This is a genomic window from Streptomyces sp. NPDC054765, assembly GCF_053612065.1.
Map to the genome: position 1 here is coordinate 1 of NZ_JBSHBP010000017.1, position 23509 is coordinate 23509.

The 23509-nt window shown below is 69.0% G+C and carries 16 protein-coding genes and 1 pseudogene; 1 reads left to right on the plus strand and 16 read right to left on the minus strand.

Annotation, left to right across the window (positions count from 1 at the left end; genetic code table 11):
* Positions 1-95 precede the first annotated feature (95 nt).
* Positions 96-672, plus strand: a pseudogene (locus ACWGJY_RS13620) (IS256 family transposase); the annotation flags it as partial.
* Here the strand turns inward: ACWGJY_RS13620 and ACWGJY_RS13625 are convergent.
* From ACWGJY_RS13625 to ACWGJY_RS13700, 16 genes are all read right to left on the minus strand, one after another.
* Positions 645-878, minus strand: a complete 234-nt coding sequence (locus ACWGJY_RS13625; protein WP_453261064.1) for a DUF429 domain-containing protein — start codon at positions 876-878, stop codon at positions 645-647. The pseudogene ACWGJY_RS13620 and the gene ACWGJY_RS13625 sit on opposite strands and share 28 nt — an antisense overlap.
* A 341-nt stretch (positions 879-1219) precedes the next feature.
* Positions 1220-2053 carry a thioesterase domain-containing protein gene (locus ACWGJY_RS13630; RefSeq protein ID WP_453260969.1) on the minus strand — a complete coding sequence of 278 codons (834 nt, stop codon included), beginning with the start codon at positions 2051-2053 and terminating at the stop codon, positions 1220-1222.
* Complete coding sequence (locus ACWGJY_RS13635) at positions 2046-5216, minus strand: non-ribosomal peptide synthetase (protein ID WP_453260970.1); 3171 nt, start codon at positions 5214-5216, stop codon at positions 2046-2048. Before ACWGJY_RS13635 ends, ACWGJY_RS13630 begins: the two co-directional genes overlap by 8 nt.
* Entirely contained in the window at positions 5213-6205 is a 993-nt protein-coding gene (locus ACWGJY_RS13640; protein ID WP_453260971.1) for an LLM class flavin-dependent oxidoreductase, read from the minus strand. The genes ACWGJY_RS13635 and ACWGJY_RS13640 overlap by 4 nt, the downstream gene beginning before the upstream one ends.
* 40 nt (positions 6206-6245) lie before the next feature.
* Positions 6246-7349, minus strand: a complete 1104-nt coding sequence (locus ACWGJY_RS13645) for a cytochrome P450 (protein WP_453260972.1) — start codon at positions 7347-7349, stop codon at positions 6246-6248.
* A 4-nt stretch (positions 7350-7353) separates the two neighbouring features.
* Complete coding sequence (locus ACWGJY_RS13650) at positions 7354-9006, minus strand: condensation domain-containing protein (protein WP_453260973.1); 1653 nt, start codon at positions 9004-9006, stop codon at positions 7354-7356.
* Complete coding sequence (locus ACWGJY_RS13655; RefSeq protein WP_453260974.1) at positions 9003-10244, minus strand: condensation domain-containing protein; 1242 nt, start codon at positions 10242-10244, stop codon at positions 9003-9005. The genes ACWGJY_RS13650 and ACWGJY_RS13655 overlap by 4 nt, the downstream gene beginning before the upstream one ends.
* A 35-nt stretch (positions 10245-10279) precedes the next feature.
* Complete coding sequence (locus ACWGJY_RS13660; RefSeq protein WP_453260975.1) at positions 10280-12925, minus strand: amino acid adenylation domain-containing protein; 2646 nt, start codon at positions 12923-12925, stop codon at positions 10280-10282.
* Positions 12926-12928: 3 nt separating this feature from the next.
* Complete coding sequence (locus ACWGJY_RS13665) at positions 12929-13984, minus strand: class I SAM-dependent methyltransferase (protein ID WP_453260976.1); 1056 nt, start codon at positions 13982-13984, stop codon at positions 12929-12931.
* 58 nt (positions 13985-14042) lie between these two features.
* A complete protein-coding gene (locus tag ACWGJY_RS13670; protein WP_453260977.1) occupies positions 14043-14993 on the minus strand; it encodes a fatty acid desaturase family protein in 951 nt (316 codons plus the stop codon).
* Complete coding sequence (locus ACWGJY_RS13675) at positions 14990-15196, minus strand: MbtH family protein (protein WP_453260978.1); 207 nt, start codon at positions 15194-15196, stop codon at positions 14990-14992. The genes ACWGJY_RS13670 and ACWGJY_RS13675 overlap by 4 nt, the downstream gene beginning before the upstream one ends.
* Before the next feature lie 138 nt (positions 15197-15334).
* A complete protein-coding gene (locus tag ACWGJY_RS13680; protein WP_453260979.1) occupies positions 15335-16840 on the minus strand; it encodes an AMP-binding protein in 1506 nt (501 codons plus the stop codon).
* Positions 16837-18159, minus strand: a complete 1323-nt coding sequence (locus tag ACWGJY_RS13685) for an MFS transporter (protein WP_453260980.1) — start codon at positions 18157-18159, stop codon at positions 16837-16839. The genes ACWGJY_RS13680 and ACWGJY_RS13685 overlap by 4 nt, the downstream gene beginning before the upstream one ends.
* 20 nt (positions 18160-18179) lie before the next feature.
* Positions 18180-19409: a cytochrome P450 gene (locus ACWGJY_RS13690; protein WP_453260981.1), complete on the minus strand. Its 1230-nt coding sequence runs from the start codon at positions 19407-19409 to the stop codon at positions 18180-18182.
* 51 nt (positions 19410-19460) lie between these two features.
* On the minus strand, positions 19461-20216 hold the full coding sequence (locus tag ACWGJY_RS13695) for an aspartyl/asparaginyl beta-hydroxylase domain-containing protein (protein WP_453260982.1): 756 nt from the start codon (positions 20214-20216) through the stop codon (positions 19461-19463).
* An 83-nt stretch (positions 20217-20299) separates the two neighbouring features.
* Positions 20300-23491: a non-ribosomal peptide synthetase gene (locus ACWGJY_RS13700; RefSeq protein ID WP_453260983.1), complete on the minus strand. Its 3192-nt coding sequence runs from the start codon at positions 23489-23491 to the stop codon at positions 20300-20302.
* Positions 23492-23509 lie beyond the last annotated feature (18 nt).

Genomic DNA, 23509 nt, shown 5'->3' on the forward strand with positions numbered 1-23509 from the left:
CAAGCGAGTACTTCGACGTCCCCAACGGGAACTCCTGTTCTTCGGATCCTCACGATCCAATGATCAGGGTGTCCACGATCAAGGGGTAACGCCCCCGCAAGTCCCCGAAGATCAGCGAGGTGCTGCCCCTGCTCTATCTCCACGGCCTGTCGTCTGGCGACTTCGTGCCCGCACTCGAGCAGTTCCTGGGTCGACGGCCGGGCTATCGCCGGCGACGGTCACACGCCTCACCCAGCAGTGGCAGGCCGACCACCAGGCGTTCGGCGAGCGCGATCTGTCCGCCAGCGACTACGTCTACGTCTGGGCCGACGGCATCCACCTGCGGATCCGCCTGAGGGAGGCGAAGTCGTGCGTGCTGGTGCCGATGGGCGTCCGCGCGGCGGCACGAAAGAGCTGATCGCCATGAACGATGGCTACCGCGAGTCCGCCGACTCCTGGGCCGACCTGCTGCGCGACTGCCAACGGCGCGGGATGCGCGCTCCCCTTCTCGCGGTCGGCGACGGCGCACTCGGCTTCTGGAAGGCCCTGGCTGAAGTCTTCCCCGAGACCCGGCACCAGAGGTGCTGGGTTCACAAGATCGCCAACGTTGCGAACGCCCTGCCGAAGTCCGCGCAGCCCGGCACGAAGAAGGCCCTGCAGGAGATCTACAACGCCGAGGACCGCGACCACGCGTAACACGTGGCGACCGGGCGCCCATCGGTGTCGCGCTCAGGCGGGTCTGGGAGGGAGCGCGCACGCATGCGGGCGATCCGGTGAGCGGTCCATGCCGCCGCGCCCGCGTCCAAGATGTCGTCCCTCCAGCCAAGTGGAGGCCAGAGTGCGCTCGCGCATCTCCCCAGCCCGCTGTGGTCAATCGCTATGGCTTCATCACCATCGATTTCGACGGCGCACGCGCCCAGGTCAACTGCGGCGTGGAGCCTGACATGCTCGTCAAAACCCAGTGAACACCACGATGTTGATCTCGCCCCGCGGCACTGGGCGGGGCGGACCTGCCCGTACCCGGCGTCGTCTACCACCTGGCGGTCGAACCACAAGCGCCGCCGCACAGTTCCTTGCCCCCGCGGCGACGGGCTGAGCGTGAGCAGGGCGATCTGCGGCGGGATCGGCTTGCCGCGGCGCAACCGAGGACGGGTGGGCTCCTCGATCGGCGTCTTTACCGACCCGTCCGCGTACAACAACGCCTCTGCCAAGATCACCGACAGAGTCAAGCTGACCAAACTCACCCCCCGGCCACGAATTCCGCGACCTCGGTGACGATCGGCGCGCGCAGGAAGGTGTAGTGGTCGCCCGGCACCTCTGCGTGTCGGAACCGGCCGCGCGTCGCCGCCGCCCACCCCGACGCCGTGCCGAGGTTGGGCGAGTCGTCCGGGATCAGCACTCGCAGGTCCGCAGCGACCGTCCCGCTCGGGCGGTATCCGATCAGGGCCTCGGCGTGCGCCTTGAACACAGCGAAGCGTCGCTCGAGTTCCTCGCGTACGACCTCAATTTGGTCGGTCGCCTCCTCTCCGCCGCCACCGGCAACGGCCGCAGCGAGCCAGCCCAGCGGATCGGCGTCCGCGAGACCGGTCGCGGGCATGCTCCACCCAAGTGAGTCCGATACGTCCTCGGTGAAGCGTGCCAGCAGCGAACGCCCGCCGCTCGTATCGGCATAACCCAAATCCTCTTGGCTCAGCGTGTGCGGGGAATCCAGGAGGGCGACGCACGCGACCTCCTCGCCGTCCTCCTCCAACCGCCGCGCCATCTCGAAGGCCACGATGCCGCCCATCGACCAGCCGCCGAGCCGGTACGGGCCGCCGGGCGACACGGTCCGTACGGCCTCGACGTAGCGCTCGACGATCTCCCCCAGCGTGTTGACCGGGGGATCGTCGTCGCGGATGCCGAATGCCTCGATGCCCACCACCGCGTGGCTGTCCTGCAGGCACTTTGCAAGGGCCGCGTACGAGTGTACGGTCCCGCCGATGGCGTGGACCAGGAAGATCACCTCCCGGTCGGAGGCGGCTGAGCCCAGCGGGATCAGGCAGGCGGACGGGCGCGTCGTAGTTGGGCTAGGCACCGGCCGCACCTCCAGCCGGCGTGTCCCCTGCGATCATCCGCGAGAGGCTCGAAACGGTGGCGTTGTAGAAGAAATCCCGGAACCGCACGTTGGCCGAGAAGGCCGAGCGCACCTGGGTTACGAGGTTCAGCGCCAGCAGGGAGTGGCCGCCGAGTTCGAAGAAGTCGTCGTCGACCGAGACCTGTTCGACTCCCAGTACCTGAGCAAACATCGCGCACAGCGTCTCCTCACACGACGTGCTCGGCCCACGCCAGACCGACCCGCTGGTCTCCGGCACCGGCAGCGCCCCCCGGTCCACCTTTCCGCTGACCGTCACTGGCAGGTCGTCGACGAGCACGATGACCGACGGCACCATGTAGGCGGGCAGCCGTTCCCGCAGGTGCGTCCGCAGGCCCCCCGCATCCAGGACGGCCGCGTCGCGCGGTACCACGTACGCCACCAGGCGCGGGTCTCCCAGGACGTCCTCGCGCACCACGACCGCTGCGGCTCCCACCTGCCCGTGGTCCAGGAGGGAGGACTCCACCTCTCCGGGCTCGATGCGGTAGCCGCGCACCTTCACTTGGTCGTCGACCCGGCTCATGAACACCAGTCGGCCGTTCGGCTGCCGGCGGACCAGGTCGCCGGTCCGGTACATGCGCTCCCCAGGTGCGCCGAACGGGCAGGCCACGAAACGCTCCGCGGTCAGGGCCGGCTTGCCCAGGTAGCCCCGGGCCAGTCCCGCACCCGCCAGGTACAGCTCGCCGGTCACACCGACCGGGACGGGCTGGAGGCTCTCGTCCAGGACATGGGTGCGGGTGTTGTGCAGGGGGCTGCCGATAGGTACCGCGGAGGCGGTCTCCTGGTCGGCCTCTGAGCCGTCCTCGCTGAACCACGCCGTGGCGTACACCGTTGACTCGGTGGGCCCGTAGAGGTTGACGACCTCGGCGCCGGGCAGGGCGGCTCGGAGCCTGCGCACCACCCCGAAGGAAAGCGCCTCACCGGCCAGGGCCACGGTGCCGGCCTCGACGTCCAGGTCCTCGCGCCCCGCGAGGGCGGCGAAGGCCGATGGGACACCGCCGACGTGGGTGGCCGACCAGCCGGGTCGTTCGGCGAGCTCCAGCAGGTCGCGCACCACTTCGACGCAGCCTCCCCACACCAGCGGGACGACGACCTCGAAGACGGACACGTCGAAGCTGAGTGAGGTCGCGGCCAGCACATGCGCGAGGCGGTCCGCACCGTATCCCTCCCCGGCCCACGCGACCAAAGCGCTGAGCCCGCGGTGGGGGACGATGACGCCCTTGGGCCGGCCCGTCGATCCGGAGGTGTAGATCACGTATGCCGGGTGGTCCGGCAGCAACGGGCTGCGGCGGTCCGCGTCGGTGAGCGGTGCGCCGGACAGAAGCGCGCCGTCGCCGGCGACCTCCTCCACCAGGATTCGGGGAAGTCCGGCGGCGGGACCGGCACCCTCCTGCGCCCCCGTGGTGAGCAGCAGTGCGGGACACGCGTCCGCCACGACCGTCGCCACCCGCCCTGGGGGGAGATCCGGGTCGAGCGGCACATAACCAGCGCCCGCCTTGAGAACTGCCCAGACGGCCACCACCATCTCGGCCGAGCGCGGGACGGACACAGCCACCAGTGTCTCGGGCCCGGCCCCTTCTTGGACGAGCCGCCGCGCCAGCCGGTTAGACCAGGCGTCGAGTTCGGCGTAGGTCAGCCGGGTTTCCCCACACACCAGAGCCGTGGCCTCGGGTGCACGCCGTACCTGCTGGTCAAACAGCTCGGGCAGCCCCTCCTGTGGTACCGGCCGCCCGGTGTCGTTCCACTCGTGCACGAGCCGGTGGTACTCAGCCTCGTCCAGCAGCGGCGCGGACCCGATCCGCTGCCCGGGGTCGGCGGCGAACGCCTCCAACAGTCGGACGAAGCGTCCGGAGATGGCCTCCGCGGTCTCCTCGTCGAACAGGTCCGCAGCGAACACCCAGCCTCCCTGTAGGCCAGCCGGTTCTCGGTGCGAACCGTGCGTCTCGGCCATTCCGAGGCTCACGTCGAACTTCGCCAACTGCTGGGTGCCCTCCCACTGCCGCACTTCCACGCCCGGGAAGTCGAGAGAGCCCTCGTCGTTGTTCTGGAAGACCAGCAGGGTCTGGAAGAGCGGGTGGCGCCCGGTGTGACGAGCCGGGTTGAGCGCCTCCACCAGGCGCTCGAAGGGAACGTCCTGGTGCGCGTAGGCGCTCAGATCGGTGCGCCGCACGCGGTCGAGCAGCTCAGTGAACGTCGGGTCGCCCGAGGTGTCGGTGCGCAGGATCAGGGTGTTGACGAAGAACCCGATCAGGTCGTCGAGGGCGCCGTCGGTGCGCCCGGCCATCACCGAGCCCACCGGTACATCGGTGCCGGCACCGAGCCGGGTCAGCAGGACGGCCAGCGCGGCTTGGACCACCATGAACATGGTGGCCTGGTGGTCGCGGGCGAGTGCGTCCAGGCGTGCGTGTACCTCCGCATCGAGCCGAAATTCAATGATCCGGCTGCCGTGGCCGGGAACTGCGGGGCGCGGTCGGTCAGTTGGCAGCCGCAACTCCTCGGGCAATCCGGCAAGTTGGTCTCGCCAGTACGCCAGCTGCCTGCCGGCCAGGCTCTCCGGATCGTTCTCGTCGCCGAGCAGTTCGCGCTGCCACAGGGTGTAGTCGGCATACTGCACGGGAAGTTCGGGCCAGGCCGGAGCCGTGCCCGTGCAGCGCGCGGCGTATGCCTGGGACAGGTCGCGCAGCAGCGGTCCGGTCGACCATCCGTCGCTCGCGATGTGGTGGATGAGGACGACGAGGACGTGTTCGGTCGACGAGGTGGAGTACACCCAGCCACGCACCGGGATCTCCCCGGCAAGGTCGAAGACGTACGAGGACGCCTTCGCGACTGCGGCGTCCAGCTTGTGCGCGGGTACGTCGCACTCCTCCAGGCGCACCTCGGCCATGTCGCGCGGCAGGATCTTCTGTACGGCTTCGCCGCCGGCGTCGGCGACCAGGGTCCGCAGGCTTTCGTGTCGGTCCACGACGTCAGTGAGCGCGGCGCGCAGCGCGGGTACGTCCAAGTCGCCCGAGAGCCTGAGGACCACCGGGATGTTGTAGGTGGCACTCGGCCCTTCGAACTGGTTGATGAACCACAGCCTGCGCTGGGCGTACGACAGCGGGATCATTCGGTCTCCCCTTGGGCGTGGCGCAGCGCGCGCATCGAGTGGTGCAGGTCCGCCTCTTCAGTGATCTCGTCGAGGATGAGGGTCGAGACGCCGAGCGCCAGGTAGCGAGCGAGCAGCTCACCGACCTGCTCGTAGGTGCCGACGAGGTACGGGCAGAAGGTCTTGTAGGCGCGGAACGGATAGAGCCAGTACGTGTCCTTGGGCGCGTGCGACCGGAACGCGTCCTCGGAGAGGCTGAGGTGCCACTGCGATTCGACGGTCTCGGCGGCGATCTCGTGGACCTCCTCGCCCAGCGGGTCGGAGGGGAACCGCGCGTGGGCGACGGCCCAGGCTTCCTCTGAGGTGTCGCGGGCGATGATGCCGAGGCGGATGCCGCCGTCGGCGAGCGGCTGTCCGTCTCCGTACTCACCGATCTCGCGCGGGTATGCCAACCGCGTGGCATCGAGCCGCTGCTGGGCCGTCCGGCATGCAGCGGAGGTGCCGGAGACGAACACCCCCGGTTTCAGTTCGGTTTCGAGCGGAGGAGTTATGGCCGCGTGCTTGAGCTGGTAGAACTCGCCGTCGTAGGTGACGGGGCGGCCGCCGTCCAGGAGCTGCTGGACGACCTCCGCGTACTCCGTGAGCCGGTCGTAGCGCCGGTCGTGGTCGAGGCCGCAGCCAAGCTCCTGCAGGTGCCGGTGGAAACCGCCGGTGACGTAGTTCAGGTCGACCCGACGCTCGTGGAGGAAGCCGATGCTGCTGATCATACGGGCGGCGCTGAACGGGTGCATGTACACCGGGTTCACGGCCACGAGCGGGACGAATCGCTCGGTGTTCTCGATCAGGAGCTGAGCAGCGGCCCACGGGTCGAGGAGCGTGTTGTCGCTGTAGACGAGCATGCCCTGGATACCGGCCGCTTCAGCCCATTTGGCCTCCTGCGTCAGGCGCTCACGGAATTCCCATGAGGTGCAATCGGTCGCCGACGGGAAGGTCGTGTATACGGTGACCACTGTTTCTGACTACCTCATTTCACAAGCACGGAATGACAGGTCAAAGCTCGATGCGAAGGTGGGAGAGGCCGCGGTAAGTGCGGTTCCTGCCCCACTTCATGGCGCCGACCCGGGCCGCCGGGAAGCGCTCGCAGAACAGCGTGAGGAGCATCGACGCTTCCATCCGGGCAAGCGTCGCGCCCATGCAGTAGTGCATGGAATGGCCGAAGGCGAGATGGTCGGGCCGGGCGCCGTTCGGGTCGTGCGCAGCGGGGCGATCCGGGCGGGCCGCTCCGGCCACGAAGGGGTCGTTCCCGGTCAGTGACACGAGGACGAGGTCGCCGGTGGCGATCGGGCAGCCGGCCATCTCCAGATCCGTGGCTGCGGTGCGCGCCACGTGGCCCAGCGGCGGGTACAGCTCCAGCACCCGCTCGATGAGGGTGTCGGTAGCGGCCGCTGCCTCCGGATCGCGGACCAGTGCGGACAGATCGTTCTCCAGCACGTACCAGAGCGAGAGGCCGATCAGCGAGGCGGTCGTCTCGAGGCCGCCGAAGAGCACCATCGAGCAGGTGGCGAGGCGGTCCCTGTCGTCCCCCACGGCCAGGTTCCAGATGCTGTCCTCGTCGTCCACGCTGCTGAGCGCCCGGCCCATCTCGCGCAGGGCCTGCTGCGCGCGCACCGCGAAGTCCCTGCGGTAAGAGGCGGCGAGGAAGTCGGCCAGGGCCGCGGCCCACTCATGCAGTCGGTCCACGGGCACGTCGTGGAGCCCGAGAAGGTGGGCCATGGTGCGGGCGGAGATCACATTGGCCAGGCAGGTGATCGCGTCTCCGGTGCCGTCCTGCGGGAACTCCTCGACGGCCTGCGCCACGACGCTGCGGATCTCCTCCTGGATCCTGCGCATCCTGCCGGGCGAGAACATGCGCTGGACGGCGCGCCGCTTTGTCGTGTGCGCCTCGCCGTCGAGCAGCACGAACCACCGGCCTATGACGTCCAGCAGCTCGGCGCACTCCTCGCGCATGTCGGAGGGCAGGTAGATGCCGTTCTCGGCGGTGCGCGACGAGAGCGCGGGATGTCCGAGGGCGGCCTGGGCGGCATCGCGGTCGGCGATCACCCATGAGCCGAGCTCCGTGTAGTAGCGCACTGGGGTCGCTGCGGTCTCCTGCATCGTCCTATTCCTCCGTACCCAGCCGGAAGTCCGGGTCCTGGGCAACCCGGGTCAGCAGCCGCACGAGGTCGGTTGCCATGCGTTCGGCCGTGGCCTGGTCGAACTGGTCCGTCGCGTACTCGAGTACTCCGGCGATGCCCTGAGGGGATCCGTCGCCGCCCGGCACTTCGTCCAGGTAAAGGCCGAGGTCGAACTTGGCCACGGGTGTGGGTGCCAGCCCGGCGGTGCCCCGTAGTCCCGGTGCATGGAGCGCGGCAGAGCCACGGCCGCCGAAGCCCAGCGCCACTTGGAACAGGGGGTGCTGTCCTGCCGACCGCTTCGGGTTCAGCGCCTCGACCAGCCGGTCGAACGGGACGTCCTGGTGCGCGTACGCCTCCAGGTCGGCTGCGCGCACCCGCTCCAGCAGTTCGCCGAACGTCGGGTTCCCCGAGGTGTCGGTACGCAGGACCAGCATGTTCACGAAGAAGCCGACCATGCCATCGAGGGACTCGTCACCACGCCCCGCGACGGGGGTGCCGATCGGGATGTCCTCGCCGGCTCCCGAACGGGTCAGTACCAGGGCCAGGGCCGATTGAAGGACCATGAAGAGGGTGGCGCCACGTGCCTGGGCCAGCTGCGCCAGTCGCTCGTGCACGGTGCGGTCGATGAGGATGTCGACGGCGGCGCCGTGGTGACTGGCGACGCCCGGGCGCGGCCGGTCCGTCGGCAGCTCCACCTGCTCCGGAAGCCCGTCGAGCGCCCGCCGCCAGTAGGCGACCTGCTGCGACAGGCGGCTGGCCGGGTCGCTCGCCTCGCCCAGCACGGCGCGCTGCCACATGGTGTAGTCCACGTACTGCACGGGCAGCGGCTCCCACGCGGGGGCCGCTCCCTTCAGCCTGGCCAGGTACGCCTGGGTCAGGTCCCGCATCAGGGGCCGCAAGGACCAGCCGTCACCGGCGATGTGGTGCAGGAGGAACAGCAGGACGTGCTCGTCGGGATCGTCCTGGGCGGTGAACAGCCACGTCCGCAGGGGCGCCTCGGCCATGATGTCGATGACGTCCTGCGCCGCGTCGGCCACGGTCGCGTCCAAGTCCGCCCGGTCGCATGAGACCCGGAGGAGGGCCGGCCGCGCCGCCTCCGCGGCCAGCACCTGCTGGTAGGGCACTCCGAGGTCCTCGGGATACACGGTGCGCAGGGACTCGTGGCGTTCCACCACGTCGCCGAGCGCCGCTTCCAGCGCCGCGGTGTCGACACGGCCCGTCAGCCGCACGGTGAGGGGCAGGTTGTAGGTGGGGCTCGGCCCCTGAAGCAGCGACAGGTACCAAAGCCCCTGCTGGGTGAGGGACAGTGGCACCCGCTCCGGGCGGACGCCGCGCTCCGGTGCAGTGCGCGGCTGCGGTGCCGTGGAAGGCTCGGCTGCTGCCTGGGCCAGGGCGCGGGCGACGCCGCGCACCGTCGGGGCCGTGAACATGGTGCGGATGTTCAGCTCCAGCCCGAGGACCGCCCGGACCCGGCTGATCAGGCGCATCGCCGATATCGAGTCGCCGTCGAGGTCGAAGAAGTCCTCGTCGGTCCCGACCTGCGGCAGGTCGAGCACCTCGGCGAACAGGCCTCTCAGGACCTCTTCCAGATGGCTCTCGGTGGCGGGCGGACATGCGGTGTGTGGCGAGGAACTCACGAGAAACCCTTCGTTTCCGACCTCAGCAGACGCGTGAGGCTCGAACGGAACCTGCCGACGCAGTCCGCTGCTTGTTCTGCGGTGAAGGCGTCCGCTGAGACCTGGAGGACGCCGCGGATGTTCCCGACCGCTTTCCAACTGAATTCCCACTGCGCCGGGAAAATGGCCCACTTGGGGGTGACGGGCCGCAGTATGGTGCGCACCCCGGCGAGGCGCAGTCTCGGCGCCTCGTTGTCGGCGTTGACCACGTGCAGGAAAAGCGGGGCGGTCCCGGGCCTGCGCCGGACTCCGGCCGCTTTGAGTACGCGTGAGTAGGGAACGTCCTTGTGGGCGAGTGCCCCGCTGATCGCCTCTGCGTGCGCCTGGACCAGCTCCGTGCTTGTCGCCCCGTCCTGCCAGGCGGTGCGCACCGGAAGGGTGGTCAGCAGGGGGCCCATGGTCGCCTGGAGCGCGTACGTGTCCCGCAGCACAGCCGGGAGCCCGACCGTGGAGGAGCGCTCCGTGCCGCCGCCGGTGTCCGCGACGGCCAGGCTGACCGCGGTCAGGAGCACCGCGGTCGGCGACACCCGCGCCGCGCGGGAGAGTTCCCGGACCCCGCGGGTGGCCGCGGAATCGAGCTCCAGTGGCGTTTCGACGAGGGTGCCCCGTTCGGTCGGGGGCGGCGGGTCCGTCCGTGGGTGGGGCTGCGGCCGTACGCCGGCCAGTTGTGCCCGCCACCAGGTGGGGTCCCAGCTCCGGCCCTGCTCCTCGGCCGCGTGGTCGAAGAAGTCCGGCGCCGGCGGCCGTGCCTCGGGCTCGGTGCCGCAGCGCAGGGCGCCGTACGCGGATCCGAGTTCTTCCAGCAGCAGCGCGAGGGACCAGCTGTCGCCCGCGACATGGTGCACGCAGAGACCGAAGTAGTGGCGCTCCGGTGACACGGACACGAGCTTGGCCCGCACCGGGGCCCGGGTGCGCAGGTCCATGGGCTGTTCCCACAGCCGGGACAGAGAGGTCGGGGCCACCCCGTCCGGACACCGCTCGATCGCCGTGTCGAGCGGGGACAGCAGCGCGGAGGCCGGGAGGGGAAAGGCGCGGCCGTCCGCGTACGTGGAGCTGAGCACGGGATGCCTGCGGACAACGTGGTGCAGCGCCGTCTCCAGGGCCACGGCGTCGACCGCCCCGAGGATCTCGAAGCACAGCGGCATGTTGTAGACGGGGAGGGCTTCTATGGACTCGTGGGCCAGCATGGACTGCTGCATGTCCGAGAGCTGTCCGATGGGCCGTAGAACGAGGGTCACCGCGTCACGCCCGTCGGCCGGGTCGCCTCGGCGAGCCAGGCCCCGAAAGTCGGGGCGCGTAGGCAGCTCTCCGGCGCCATGTGAATGCCGGTCTCCTCGCGAACGCGGCCGCAGATGCGCAGTGCCATCAGGGAGTGTCCGCCGAGGGCGATGAAGTCGTGGTCATCCGTGACCGCGTCGACCTTGAGGATTTGGCGCCAGATCTCGCGCAGCCGGTCCGGCGTACTTCCCGTTCCCGGCGTGTCCGCCAGGGTGTCGCGGCGGGGTGCCGGGGGCTCGGGCAGGCCAAGCTTGGAGATCTTGCCGTTGGGCAGGCGGGGCAGCTCTTCCAAGAAGACGATCTGCTCCGGGCGCATGGCCGGCGGCAGCACGTTCGCCAGGTACGTCCGTACGGAGCGGGTGGTGAGCAGAGTGTCGGGCGCCTCGGTGGCGACAGCCGCCGGGACAGGGGCCGGAGCAGCCTCGTCGGCCCCGCGGGTCGCGTAGACGTAGGTGACGTCGGCGTCGGTCCCGACGCACCAGTCGTTGACCTCGTTCACCTCGAAACCGGCCTCGGCCAGCAGGGTTTTGATCTCCGCGCCGACCACGCTCGCCCGCTCGACTTCCAGGCACACCTGGCGCACCCGGGACCAGTGCTCGGGCCGGACGCCCCGCAGAACTTCGAGTTCCGCCCCCTCTGTGTTGATCTTGAGTAGGTCCACGTGGTCGAGCCCGCGCTCCTCGAAGAGGGTCGACAGGGTGGTGGTCGCGACGGTGTGCGAGGTGGCCTCGAGTCGGCTCTCCGCGGCCGCGAGGAGGGAGGACAACTCTTCCTCGGCCAGGTCGCCGTCGCCGATGACGGTGTTCCGATAGTGCGACTGGACCAGTCCGGCCGCGGCCCGCTCCCGGCCGGCGCCGAGCCCGGACAGGTAGGTGAGCTGCGGGAAGGAGGTCAACTCCTCGCTCCCGACGCGGTCCGTCAGCGCCACCGGGACGACCTCACTGTCCACGGAGTTCAGTTCGAGGTTGGAGCGGAGGAAGGGCAGGACGTCCGGATTGGGCTCGATCGAGAGCAACCGGACCCCGTCGGCCTGCCGGTGGGCCCACAGGGAGAACAGCCCGATGTTGGCGCCGACGTCGACGACCACGGCGCCCTCGCGGAGGTTTACGCCGAAGCGGGAGTACTCGTCCTCCTCGAAGATCTGGCGGTGGAGGAAGAGCGCCTCATCTGCGGAGGGCGCGGCGACCGCGAGGCCGCCGGGCAGCTGGAAGCGCTGGAGCCCGTCCACGACGGGCGCGTGGCTCCGCTTCGCGGCGACGTAGGCGACCAGGCGCACGCCGCTCTCCTCATCAGGCACGGCGACGACCGCCGCGTCCTGGACCATCGGGTGACGGCGCAGGGTGGCCCCCACCTCGCCGGGCTCCACGCGGATGCCCCGGACCTTCACCTGGTCATCGACGCGCCCGCAGAACTCCAGGTACCCGGCGGCAGCGCGGCGTACGAGGTCACCGGTGCGGTAGATCCGGCCGGTGGGACGGAACGGGTCGGGCAGGAAGCGCTCCTGGGTCTGTTCGTCGTCGCCCAGGTAGCCGGCCGACACCGGGGCGCCGCCGATCCACAGCTCTCCTGTCCCGCCCTCGGCCACTGGGGTCATGTCCTCGGCGAGTACGTGGAGTTCGGCTCCGGCGACCGCGCGGCCGATGGGTGCGATGGCGCCGCTGAACTCCTCGGAGGCGTCCCAGTACGTAACGCTGACCGAGCACTCGGTAGGGCCGTACTGGTTGAACAGATCGCACAGCGGCAGCGTTTTGCGGAAGCGGCCGACCATGTCCATGTCCAGCGCCTCACCGCCGCAGAAAACCCGGCGAAGGTCATCGCAGAAACCCAGCTCGACTTCCTCCAGCACGTGCCGAAGCATCGAGGGCACGAAGTGCGCCGTGGTGATCTCCGCGTCCTGGATGAGCCGGATCAGGCCGCGGCTGTCGAACTGCAGCCCCGGCGGAGCAATGACCAGCGTGCCGCCCGCGATGAGCGGCGAGAAGATTTCGTGCAGGGACGCATCGAAAGCGATCGAAGCCTTGTGCAGGACCCGGTCGGAAGCGGAGATGCCGTACTGCTCGTGTCCCCAGGCCAGACGATTGGACAGGCCGCCGTGCTGGAGCACGACGCCCTTCGGCTTACCGGTCGATCCGGAGGTGAAGAGGATCAGGGCCGGGTCCTGCGCGGTCGCGCCGGCGGGCCGGGATCCGGAGCCGGGGCGGTCAGCCCCGACGTCCGGCTGTCCGACATCAACCCAGCGGCTGGGCCGCAGCAGCTCGTCGCCGTGCCGGCTCACGCCGTTGCGCAGGATGATGCGGGGATCGGCGGCCTCGATGATCTGGTCGATGCGCTCGGCCGGGTACTCCGGGTCGAGCGGCACGCCGACCGCGCCCACGGTCAAGGTCGCCAGCAGGGAGGTCACGTAGTCGGCCGACCGCAGGAAGTAGAGCCCCACGTGGTCGCCCGCGCCCACGCCGGACCGCGCCAGCAAAGCGGCGGTCTCCTCCACGCGGCGCCACAGGGCGCGGTAGCCCAGTTCGCCGTCGGCACTGACGATCGCCGTGCGCTCGTCCCCCAGCGTGCCCGACGCCTTGAGCAGGTCGAGAAGGTGCGAGTGATTCACGGCTCAGACCGCCTTCTGAGCGACGGCGACGATGGACACGCGCGGAACCTCGGCGACGAAGGCGCCATTCACAGCGTGGATGTACGGCACGGCGGGGAAGTCGCCGGTGCGGCCCAGGTCTGCCAGGTACCCGGTGTGGTCGAAGACCTGCTCCAGCAGGCACCATGCCTCCTGAACCCCACCCAGTTCCTCGAAGTACTGGGAGACCCCGTACATGTTGCCGATGTAGTCGCACATGGCCTCACGCGCGGCCCCCTCGGACTGCGCTCGGACGGTCAGCGGGTCGTACACGTCGAGCACCTGCGCCGGCGTGGCAGCCTCGGCAAAGAGGCGTACGAGCTCGCTGCGGGTGAAGTGGGGGTAGTCGTGCCCGCCAGGCGACCACTGTTGGACCACCTGTGTGAAGAATCGGGCCATCGGGCTGGCCTCGTCGAAGTCGTGGAGCACGACTCGTCCGCCAGGCCGGACCGCCCTAAGCGCCTCCCGCACAGCGGCCGGGCGGCCCTGGCGGGCGATGTGGTGGGTGCCGTAGGCGAGGAGGACCGCGTCCACCGAACCCTCGCGGACGAAAAGGAAGTCCGCCGCCTGCCGGACGGCGGGCAGGCCCTGGGCCAGCGCCTCCTTGATCATCTCCCCGGAGATGTCCGACGTCAGCAAGGTGACCCCCGAGGTAGCCTCACCGCCCAGTTCCGCGACGGCGCGGGCGAGGGTCCCGTCCCCGCCGAGGATGTCGAGCACTACGGCCGACCCCTCCGGGGCGCACAGGCGCAGCAGCTGTTCGACCCCCGACCACCGGACCGACGTGTCCCTCTGCGCTGTGCGGTACGAGTCCCCGCGGCCGGTCTCGTCGGTGTCGAATTCCGTAATCGTCCGTTCCAGGACCGACAGGGCTAGCTCGGCCCCCGGCCGTCCAAAGTCGACCACCGAGCGCAGGAGCTCGCTGCTGGCGACGACGTCCTTCCGGTACGCGTCGAGCGACAGCGACGGCAGATAGCGCACGGTTCCCAGGCGGTCCTGGAAGTCAGCCGTGCACGCCTCCTTGGCGGGGGCAATGAGCATCGCAGCGTTACCTTTCATGAAGTCTGTGGTCGTGACCTGATGGGCGGCGTCGGGAGGGTTATCTCTGGACCGCGGGGCGGCGGTGTGGTCTCGCGTTGGCCCGCACTTCGCTGAGCACCGCGCGGTAGAAGGTCCAGTAGCTGTGGTCGACGAACTTGGCGAATTCCCTCACGTCGTCGTGACGTTCACGCAACCGGTTGATCGGCACCGTCATCGCGGCGTGGTGCTCAACGTGCAGGTTGTTGCCGTTGGTCAGCCACGTGCTGAACCAGCTGCCACTGATGGAGCGGGTGTTGCGCAGCACGTCGGTGGTGTCGTTCTCGCACTTGATGTGCTCGGGCAGTTCGACGAGGAAGTGCATCGGAGTCGCCACGAGGAGCAGGGGCGCCACCCACAGTTCCAGCACGAGCACACCGTGGCCCTCGATGCCGGCCGCAACAGCGGCGCCAACCAGAAGGGCCATCACGCGGTACTCGACCATGCTGTTGCGGCGGATCCGCTCGGACACCTGGCCGTTTTCGTAACGCCAGGTGCCCCGCCAGCTGCGGTAGCTCTCAGCGGCCACCGTGACCAGCCGCTGGTAGTCGAACAGGCCCCGGAGCATGACCCCCGGCGTCAATGGCTGGCGCGTGTCGAAGCCGAAGAACTCGGTGTCCTGGTCGGTGCCCAGGAATCGATGGTGCTGCAGGTGCCGGATCCGGTAGTGGCTGTACGAGACGAACATCGGCAGGCCCAGTACTACTCCGACCGTGCGGTGCAGCCCTACCTTCAAAAATGCGGAATGGTGTAGGCATTGGTGCTGGAGTTCCACCATGTGGGTGTAAAGAATTCCCAGCAGGACAATGCCTGCCGCCACACCGAAAGGATTTTGCGTCAGCACCAGGGAAGTCCCCGTCGCCCCCATCACCAGGGCTATGACGAGTTTTACGATGAAGGCTTCCTGGTCGCGCTGGGTAACACGTGAGCGCTCGAAGATGCGCTGCAGTGTCGCTGTGGTCACCTTGCTCACCCAGCCGACCTGGCCAGGCTCGCCGGCCGCAGGTCGGTCCAGTTCTCTTCTACGTGGTCCAGACATCTCTGCCTGGAATGAGGGCCGAACACCGACTCCCAGCCCGCCGGCACGGCGCGTGCCACAGGCCACAGGGAGTGCTGGCCCTCGGCATTCACCAAGACGAGGAAGACACCTTCTTCGTCGTCGAACGGATTCGCCATGTCATTCCTTTTCTCACAAGTTCCTTGGAATACTCCAAGCCTAGAGATAAAGGAAGCCCCGATCAGGCACCATAGGCGGTGGCTTACCGGCAGTTGGAGGCGTATCCGCCTCCTCTGCCGACGCGCAACCTGCGCGGATCAAAACAGGCTGCACGCATTTCGGTCGAACTTTCCATTCGCATTCAACGGCAGCGCGGGCCGGTGGACGAAACGCTTGGGAATCATGTGGGAAGGCAGGTGCGCCCGCAGACGGGCGCGGATCTCTCCGGGCGCCGTCTCCTCGCCGCTGTACACCGCCGTCAGTCGGGACTCCCCCGAGCCCCCCGGGACGGCAACGACCACGACGTCCCCCAGCCCGCCCCAAGTGCGGACGGCCGACTCGACATCACCCAGCTCCAGTCGCTGACCCATAATCTTGACCTGCTGGTCGAGCCTGCCGAGATGGACAAGTTGCCCGTCCTCCACCGCCACCCGGTCGCCGGTGAGGTACCAGGCGTCCGGACTCGGCGTTTGCGCCCGGCGGTCTGGACCGGGCTCCGCGAAACGGCCCCGATTGTCCGCCGGGTCGAGGTAGCCGGCGAACCGCTGCGGTCCCCGGACCTGGAGCTCTCCCGTCTCCGGGTCGATTCGGTGGTCGAGGTGCCGGTAGACGGGACCGATGGGCACTGTCCCGTTGGACGTGGCCGGCCAGTGCGTCGGGTCGTCCGGCAGTTCGTACGCCGTCACGGTCACCGAAAGCTCCGTCGGCCCGTACAGGTTCTCGACCGTGCTGCCCGGCGCCGCCCCCTTCCAGGCCCGAGCCTGTTCCAGAGTCAGCTGCTCGCCGGCGAACAGGCTTCGCCGTAGCGAGGGCATGCTGCCCGGTTTCAGCGTGCCTCCCATCCGGACGAGCGAGATGATCGACGGTACGGAGTACCAGTGGGTGAGCGCGTTCTCGGCCACGAAGGAGACCGGGTCGAGAAGTTCCTCGCGGGTGGGCACCACGAGCGCCGCGCCGCCGCCCCAGGCGACGAACATGTCGAACACCGAAGGGTCGAAGGTGAGGCCGAAGGTCTGCGAGAGCCGGCAACCGGGCCCCACGCCGTAGCGGGCGATGTGGTGGCGGAGGAACGCGTCAAGGTTGCGGTGCCGGATCGGCACCCCCTTGGGTACGCCGGTGGATCCCGAGGTGAACAGGATGTAGGCGGTGTCGTCGGGGTCGCCCCGCTCACCTGCGAGGGCGGGTGGCGGACCGCCCTCCTGCAGGGCCCGTGCCACGTGCTCAGCGCCGATGCGAACGACTGGGACCCCGGTCCCATCCGTGAACGAGGCATCTTGCCCGGCGTCAGCCAGGATGGCGTCCAGGCCGGCGATGTCGAGAATCCTCTTGTTGCGCTCGGCCGGGTACGCCTCGTTGAGCGGCACGACAGTGCCGCCGGCCAACAGGGTGCCGAGATAGCCCGCGTACGACGCCACGCTGCGCGAGGCCAGCAGCCCGATCCTGCCCGCCCGGGGGCCCGCCCCCTTCACACGGCCCGCGACGTTCCGGGAGACCGCGTCCAGTTCGGCGTACGTGAAGCTCTGCCCGGCGATGACCAGCGCGGGTGCCCCTGGCACCCGACGGACGCTGTCGGCGAACCAGGCGTGCAGTGTCTTGGCGGTCACGGTGATGAGGTCCCTTCCGCGGGCATGTCCCGCATCGTCCGCAGCGGCGAGAAGACGACGAAGAGCGCGGCGCTCCAGGTACCCAGCACACAGATCCACAGTGTGGTGCGCAGGCCCAGTCCGCTGCCGAGGCTTCCACCGAACAGCGCCCCGATCGGGATGACGCCGAGGCAGATCCACATGAAGGCGGCGTTGACCCGCCCGAGCAGGTGGGCGGGGGTGATCTGTTGCTGGTACGAGGTAGCCGCGATGTTGTAGAGGCCCACGTTCGCGGAGAACGCGGCGAGGCCGAAGCCGTACAGCAGCAGTCCCCAGCCCGGCGTGGCGAGCGGCATGAGGAGGTACAGCGGGCCGGGTACGGCCATGGCGACCCAGATGATGCGGGCGGTGCCGATCCGGCGGGAGAGCCGGCTCGCCACGGCGCCGACGGCCAGACCACCGACGGCGCTCACGCTGAAGACGAGGCCGACCGCCAGTGACGAGGCGTGCAGCTCGCGGACGAGGAACGTGACCTCGATGGAACTCTTGGCGATGACGAAGAAGTTGGAGGTCGCCGTGCAGGCCAGGATGGCCAGCAGGATCGGGCGACTGCGGATGAAGGCGAGGCCCTGACTCATCTCGGCCCGCAGCCCGACCCGCTCCCCGCCGTTGTCGGACGCCTCCGACCCCGCCGGCTTGGGCGCTGCCCGGAGCAGCGAAAGCGTCACCGCGCTGACAAGGAAGGCCAGTCCGTTGCTGAAGAAGGTCCGGGCGGTGCCGACGAGGCCGATCAGCAGACCACTGATGGTCGGCCCGATGAGCTCGGCAAACTCCTGGCTCATCACGATCTTCGCGTTGGCGTCCACCAGCTGGCCTGGTCCGGCCAGCCTCGGGAGCATGCTCTTGTACGCCACGTTGAACAGCACTGTGAACACACCGCAGATGCCGACGACCACGTACAGGTACCAGAGCCGCAGCTCCCAGGCGAGCGCGGCCAGGGGCAGTGACAGCATCAGCGTCATACGCACCAGATCGCACACGATCATCAGCTTCCGCTGGTCGACCCGGTCGGCGAGGATCCCGGCGGGCAGCGAGAAGAGCAGGTACGGCAGCCAGCCGAGGAAGGACAACAGAGATATCTCGAAGACGCTGGCGTGCAGCGTGGTCGCCGCCAGCAACGGCACCGCGACACCGGAGATCCGGGAGCCCAGCTCGCCGACGGTCTGGCCGCCCCAGAGCAGAAGGAAGTTCTTGCTGCGCCAGAGCGGGACAGCGGGCGCCGGCGGCGCGCCCGGGTCGGGCACGCCGGCCGGCGCGGAAGCGGTCAATGAATCGGTCACGGTATCGGTTCCTTGCGGACTCATGCGGGAAGCAGTTGGACGCGCAGGTTCTTGAACCCGCTGATGACGGTGGAGGCGAGCCGCACCGGCGGCTCGATCATGGTGGCGGAGCCCACCCGTTCGCACAGCTCGTCGAGGAAAAGGCGCAGCTCCATGGTGGCCAGGGAAGCCCCCAGGCAGTAGTGGGGGCCCGACCCGAGCGCCAGGTGCGGGTTGTGCGTGCGGGCGATGTCGAAACGGTCGGCATGCGCGAAAACGCGCTCGTCCCGGTTGGCTGAGAAGTGCCAGATCGCCACGTCTTGACCGGCCTTGATCTGGTGACCGTGCAGTTCCACGTCGCGCTCCGCCCGGCGCAGCACGTGCTGACTCGGCGACACGTACCGCAGGACCTCCCCGACCGCGGTGTTCAGCAGGCCCCGGTCCGAGCGCAGCAGCTGCCACTGCTCCGGGTGCTCGATGAAGGCGATCAGCGAGCCGACGGCGCCGTGTCGGGTGGTCTCGTTCCCGCCGAGCAGCAGCAGGTCGAAGAAGAGCATGGCGTCCTCCTCGTCCAGCAACCCCTTGTCCTGGGCCTCGACCAGAGAGGTCACGATGTCCTCGCGCGGCGAGGCCCGACGCTGACTCATCAGGTCCTGGCAGTAGAGCAGCAGCTGTGCGTGGGCCTTGGCGGCACTGGCTCGGGCGCTCGGCGAGGTCTGCAGGTCCTGGTCCGCCGATCCGAACGCGGCCGTGGTCAGGCGCAGCAACAGTGCCCAGTCCTCCTGCGGTACGCCGAGCAGCGCGGCGATCGAGGCGACGGGCAACAGCGCGACGGTGTCGACGAAGTCGACCTCGCGCTGCTCCACCGCCTCGTCGAGCGACTGCCGGATCACCGACCGGATGTACGGCTCCAGTCTGGCGACCGCGCGCGGCGTGAAAGCCCGGTTGACCAGCTGCCGCAGCTCGGTGTGACGGGGCCCGTCGGTATGGGTGAGCATCCGGCCCGAACCCTCGTCCCCGGTCCAGCGCTGCGCGCCAAGCGTGTTGGTGCCGGCCGAGCTGAAGGTTGCCCCGTCCTTCTGCACCGCGAGGCAGTCTTCGTACCGCGTAACCGACCAGAAGCCGGGCTCGGAGCCCTCCGGGTTCCAGTGCAGCGGAGCGTGGTCGCGCAAGAGCCGGAACACACGGTGGTGCCCCGGGCCCGCGAAGAGCTGAGGGTCAGCGAGATCGATCTGGTCGAGCACCGCCTTGGCGGAGTAGGTCAACGTCACAGGGGCCCCTAGTGAGGAATCAGGTGTACGGATCGCGTGGCAGTGCCGTGTTCAGCTGGCCATCATCGTTTGGATCTCGGTCATGAGTACGGTGAGGGCCGCGCGCTCGGGCACCGTGGTGTCGGGGTGCCACAGATCGGCGAGCAGGCAGGTCCGCGTACGGTCGCCGTGATTCCACGCCTCGTGCTCGAAGGAGTAGTCGAAGAGCAGGGTCCTGCCCTCCTCCCAGCTCCGGGTCTCCTCGGCCACCCTGATGCCGGCGCCCTCCGGGATGTCGATGGCGAGATGCAGGTTGATGCTGAAGTTCCACAGGTCGCAGTGCGGTTTGATGGCCCCGCCGGGCAGCAGCGTGGAGAAGTGCGATTCGAGAAGCGGGCAGATCACGCCGGTGTCGACCGCGTTCTCCTTGAGCACCTTGTAGGCCGTCGGGGCCAGCGGCTCGGAGTCCGCCACCAGTGCACCGTCGCGGTAGAGGTAGAGGGCCTGCCAGTTCCGTTGGCGCACGAGGTAGTGCTCGTAGTCCGTGAAGCTCCCCCGGCGCTGCGCCCAGGCATGTTCCTGTTCCTCCTTGATCTGCGCGTGGTTCTCCTCAAGCGCCGTGACCAGAGGAAGAAGCTCCGGATAGGCGTACGGGTCGTGCCACGGCTGCTGCGGTATGCCGGGCAGCACCCACTTGGCCGCCTGCTGGAGTGGATGGCGCAGGTCGCTGCGTCGGCGCGGCTCCAGCATCTCCTCGACCCGGTCCAGCGAGTCCGTCCCGTACCGCGCCTTGAGGGCCGCGAAATGGTCGTCGATCTCCGGTGTCACTGCTCTCTCCTGTCTGATCGGGTCTGTCCTGCACGCAAGTGGGCGGGCGCCGCTGTGCGGCACCCGCCCCGTGACCACCACGGTCACACCGTGCGGCGTACCAACTTGGGGCGCTCGGCTCCCGCGACCGGTTCCTGCTCCAGGCTCGCCACCACGCCGGCGACTGTGGGGGCGTCGAAGAGCTTCATCAGATTGGCCTCGGCGCCCAGGACGGTGCGGATCCGGTTCACCAGGCGGGTCGCGAGCAACGAGTGCCCGCCGAGCTCGAAGAAGTTGTCGTCCAGGGACACCGTCTCGACCTTGAGGATCTCGGCAAACAGGCCGGCGACAGCCCTCTCCTGCTCGGTGGCCGGGGGTCGGCCGGCGGACAGAGATCCGTAGTCCGGGACCGGCAGGGCACGCTTGTCGAGCTTGGCATTGCGGTTCAGCGGCAACACGTCCATGGGGACGAAGGCGGCCGGCACCATGTAGTCGGGCAGCACCAGCGCCAGTTCGGCGCGCAGCGCGGCCACGTCGACCGTGTGGCCCTTCTCCGGGACGACATACGCCACCAGACGCTTGTCGCCAGGTACGTCCTCACGGACGATCACCGCGGAGTCCGCCACTGCGGACTGGGCGTCGACGGCCATCTGGATCTCGCCCAGCTCGATGCGGAAGCCACGCAGCTTGATCTGGTCATCGGAGCGGCCTGCGAAGCGCAGGAAGCCTTCCGTCGTCCAGCGGGCCAGGTCACCGCTGCGATACATGCGCTCGCCAGGCGCGCCATACGGATTGGCGACAAACCGCTCGGCCGTCAACGCCGCACGCCCCATGTAGCCCCGCCCGAGGTTGGCACCCGCAAGGTACAGCTCGCCCAGTACACCCGGAGGCACCGGGTTGAGCTGCTCGTCCAGCACGTGTATCTGGGTGTTGTGGACGGGCCGGCCGATGCTGGCACTCTCATACTCGGGCAGCGCACATCCAGACGCTTCGACGCAGAACTCGCTAGGCCCGTAGTAGTTGAAAACCGTGGTGGTCGTTGCGGTGCGCAGTTCGCTCCACAGCGTCTCGCTGACGGCCTCGCCACCGAGCATCAACGTCCGCAGCGGGGTCTCGCCGTCCAACAGTCCCTCGGCAAGCAACTGTTGCGCGTAGCTGGGCGTGACGTCGATCTGAGCCACACCATGGCGGACGATGTAGTCGACCATCCGGGCGGGGTCGCGGCGGGTCAACTCGTCCAGCAGGTGGAGCTCGTGCCCGGCAATCATGGCCAGCACACCCTCCAGGGACGTGTCGAAGGCTAGCGAGGCCGACAGCGACACCCTCCGGCGGTCCTCGGGACCAGTGGGCTGGGGGAACGTGACGCCGGTATGGAAGTACCACAGGTTGGTCACGGCGCGGTGGAGCACCGTCACGCCCTTGGGCCGACCGGTGGACCCTGAGGTGTAGATCACGTATGCGGCGTGGTCGAGGCTCAGCGAAACAGGACGGTCCGCATCGGTCGGGTTGCGCTCCGGCTGGTCCTGCTGCCTGTGCTCGGTGACCAGGGTCGGCAGCCGTCCGGCAGCACGCAGGCCGGCCGCGATGTCCTCGGTGGTGACGAGCACCCTGGGACGGGCGTCGGCCAGGATAGTGCGGATCCGCTCGACCGGACTCTGCGGGTCGATCGGCGTGTAGACGCCGCCGGCCTTGGCGACTGCGAGCCAGGCGACGATCGCCTCGGCGGTCCGTGGCAGGGCGACGGCCACCAGGTCGTCGGCCACGACGCCGAGCGCCAGCAGGTGGTGGGCGAAACGGTTGACCCAGGCGTTGAGTTCGCGGTACGTGAGCCGGGTGTCGCCCGCCACGAGGGCCAGTGCATCCGGCGTGGCGGCCGCCCGTTCCTCGAAGATCGTGCCGATGGTCTTGTCCGGCAGCTCCGAGGCGGTCTCGGTCCACTGCTTCAGCAGGCCGCGCTCGGCCGGAGTGACGATGTCGACGGTGGCGAGGTCGGCGTCCGGGTCGTGTGCCAGCTGCCCGAGGCACCTGACGAACCGCTCCACGAGTGCGACCGCGGTTTCCTCGTCGAACAGGTCCGTCGCGTACTCGAGCGTGCCAGAGATCCCCACCGGGGTACCGTCCGGTGCCTTCTGCTCCACGAGGACGAACGACAGATCGAACTTCGACAGCGCCATCTTGAACAGCTCGACCTGCGTGTCCACGCCGGCCAGCTTCAGCTCCAGGGCGCCGCCGTGCAGTTCGAGGCCGACCTGGAACAGGGGGTGCCGAGAGCGGGTGCGAACGGGGTTGAGTTCCTCCACTATGCGCTCGAACGGCAGGTCCTGATGGTCGTACGCCTCCAGGCTGGCTTCCCGTACCCGCTCCACCAGTTCCCGGAACGTCGGTCGGCCGGACACATCGGTGCGCAGCACCTGGGTGTTGATGAAGAGGCCGACGAGGTCGTCGAGCGCGTTGTCGGTACGACCTGCGATGGCCGTACCGAGGGGGATGTCGGTCCCCGCACCCAGGCGGGAGAGCAGCGCCGCGACAGCGGACTGCGCCACCATGAAAAGGGTGCTGCGGGTCTGCCGGGCGATGTCCGCGAGCCCGGCGTGGATCTCGGGGGCGATGCGGAAATCGATCTCCTTGCCGCGGTAGCTGGCGGCCTGCGGGCGCGGCCGGTCCAGAGGCAGGTCCAGCTCGTCCGGGAGCCCTTCCAGGGAGTCCCGCCAGAACTGCAGCTGCCGACGGACGAGGCTCTGCGGATCGTCCTCGCTGCCCAGCAGGTCACGCTGCCACAAGGTGTAGTCGGAATACCGCACCGGCAGCGGTTCCCATTCCGGCGCGCGGCCCTCGACCCTCGCGGCGTACGCCTGGCCGAGGTCGCGCAGCAACGGCGTCATCGACCATCCGTCGCAGACGATGTGGTGCAGAACCAGCGCCAGTACCTGCTCGTCCTCGGACGACCGCAGCAGGTGTGCTCGGACCGGCGGGAGGTCTCCGTCCAGATCGAAGGGCCTCTCCGCCAGCTCGCGCAGGAGGGCGTCGGCCTTCTCTCGGTCAACGTCCCGCTGCTCCAGTACCAGCTCGGCCTCGCCGGCGGGAAGAACGCGCTGGTACGGCTCGCCGTCCGCCTCGCCGAACACGGTGCGCAGGCTCTCGTGCCGGCCGATGACATCGGCGAGAGCTGCCTCCAGGGCGCCCGTGTCCGGCGGGCCGGACATCCGAATCACCACTGGGACGTTGTACGTGTGGCTCGGCCCCTCGAGCCTGTTGAAGAACCACAACCGCTGCTGGGCGAACGACAACGGAAACATGCTTACCACTCCACATCG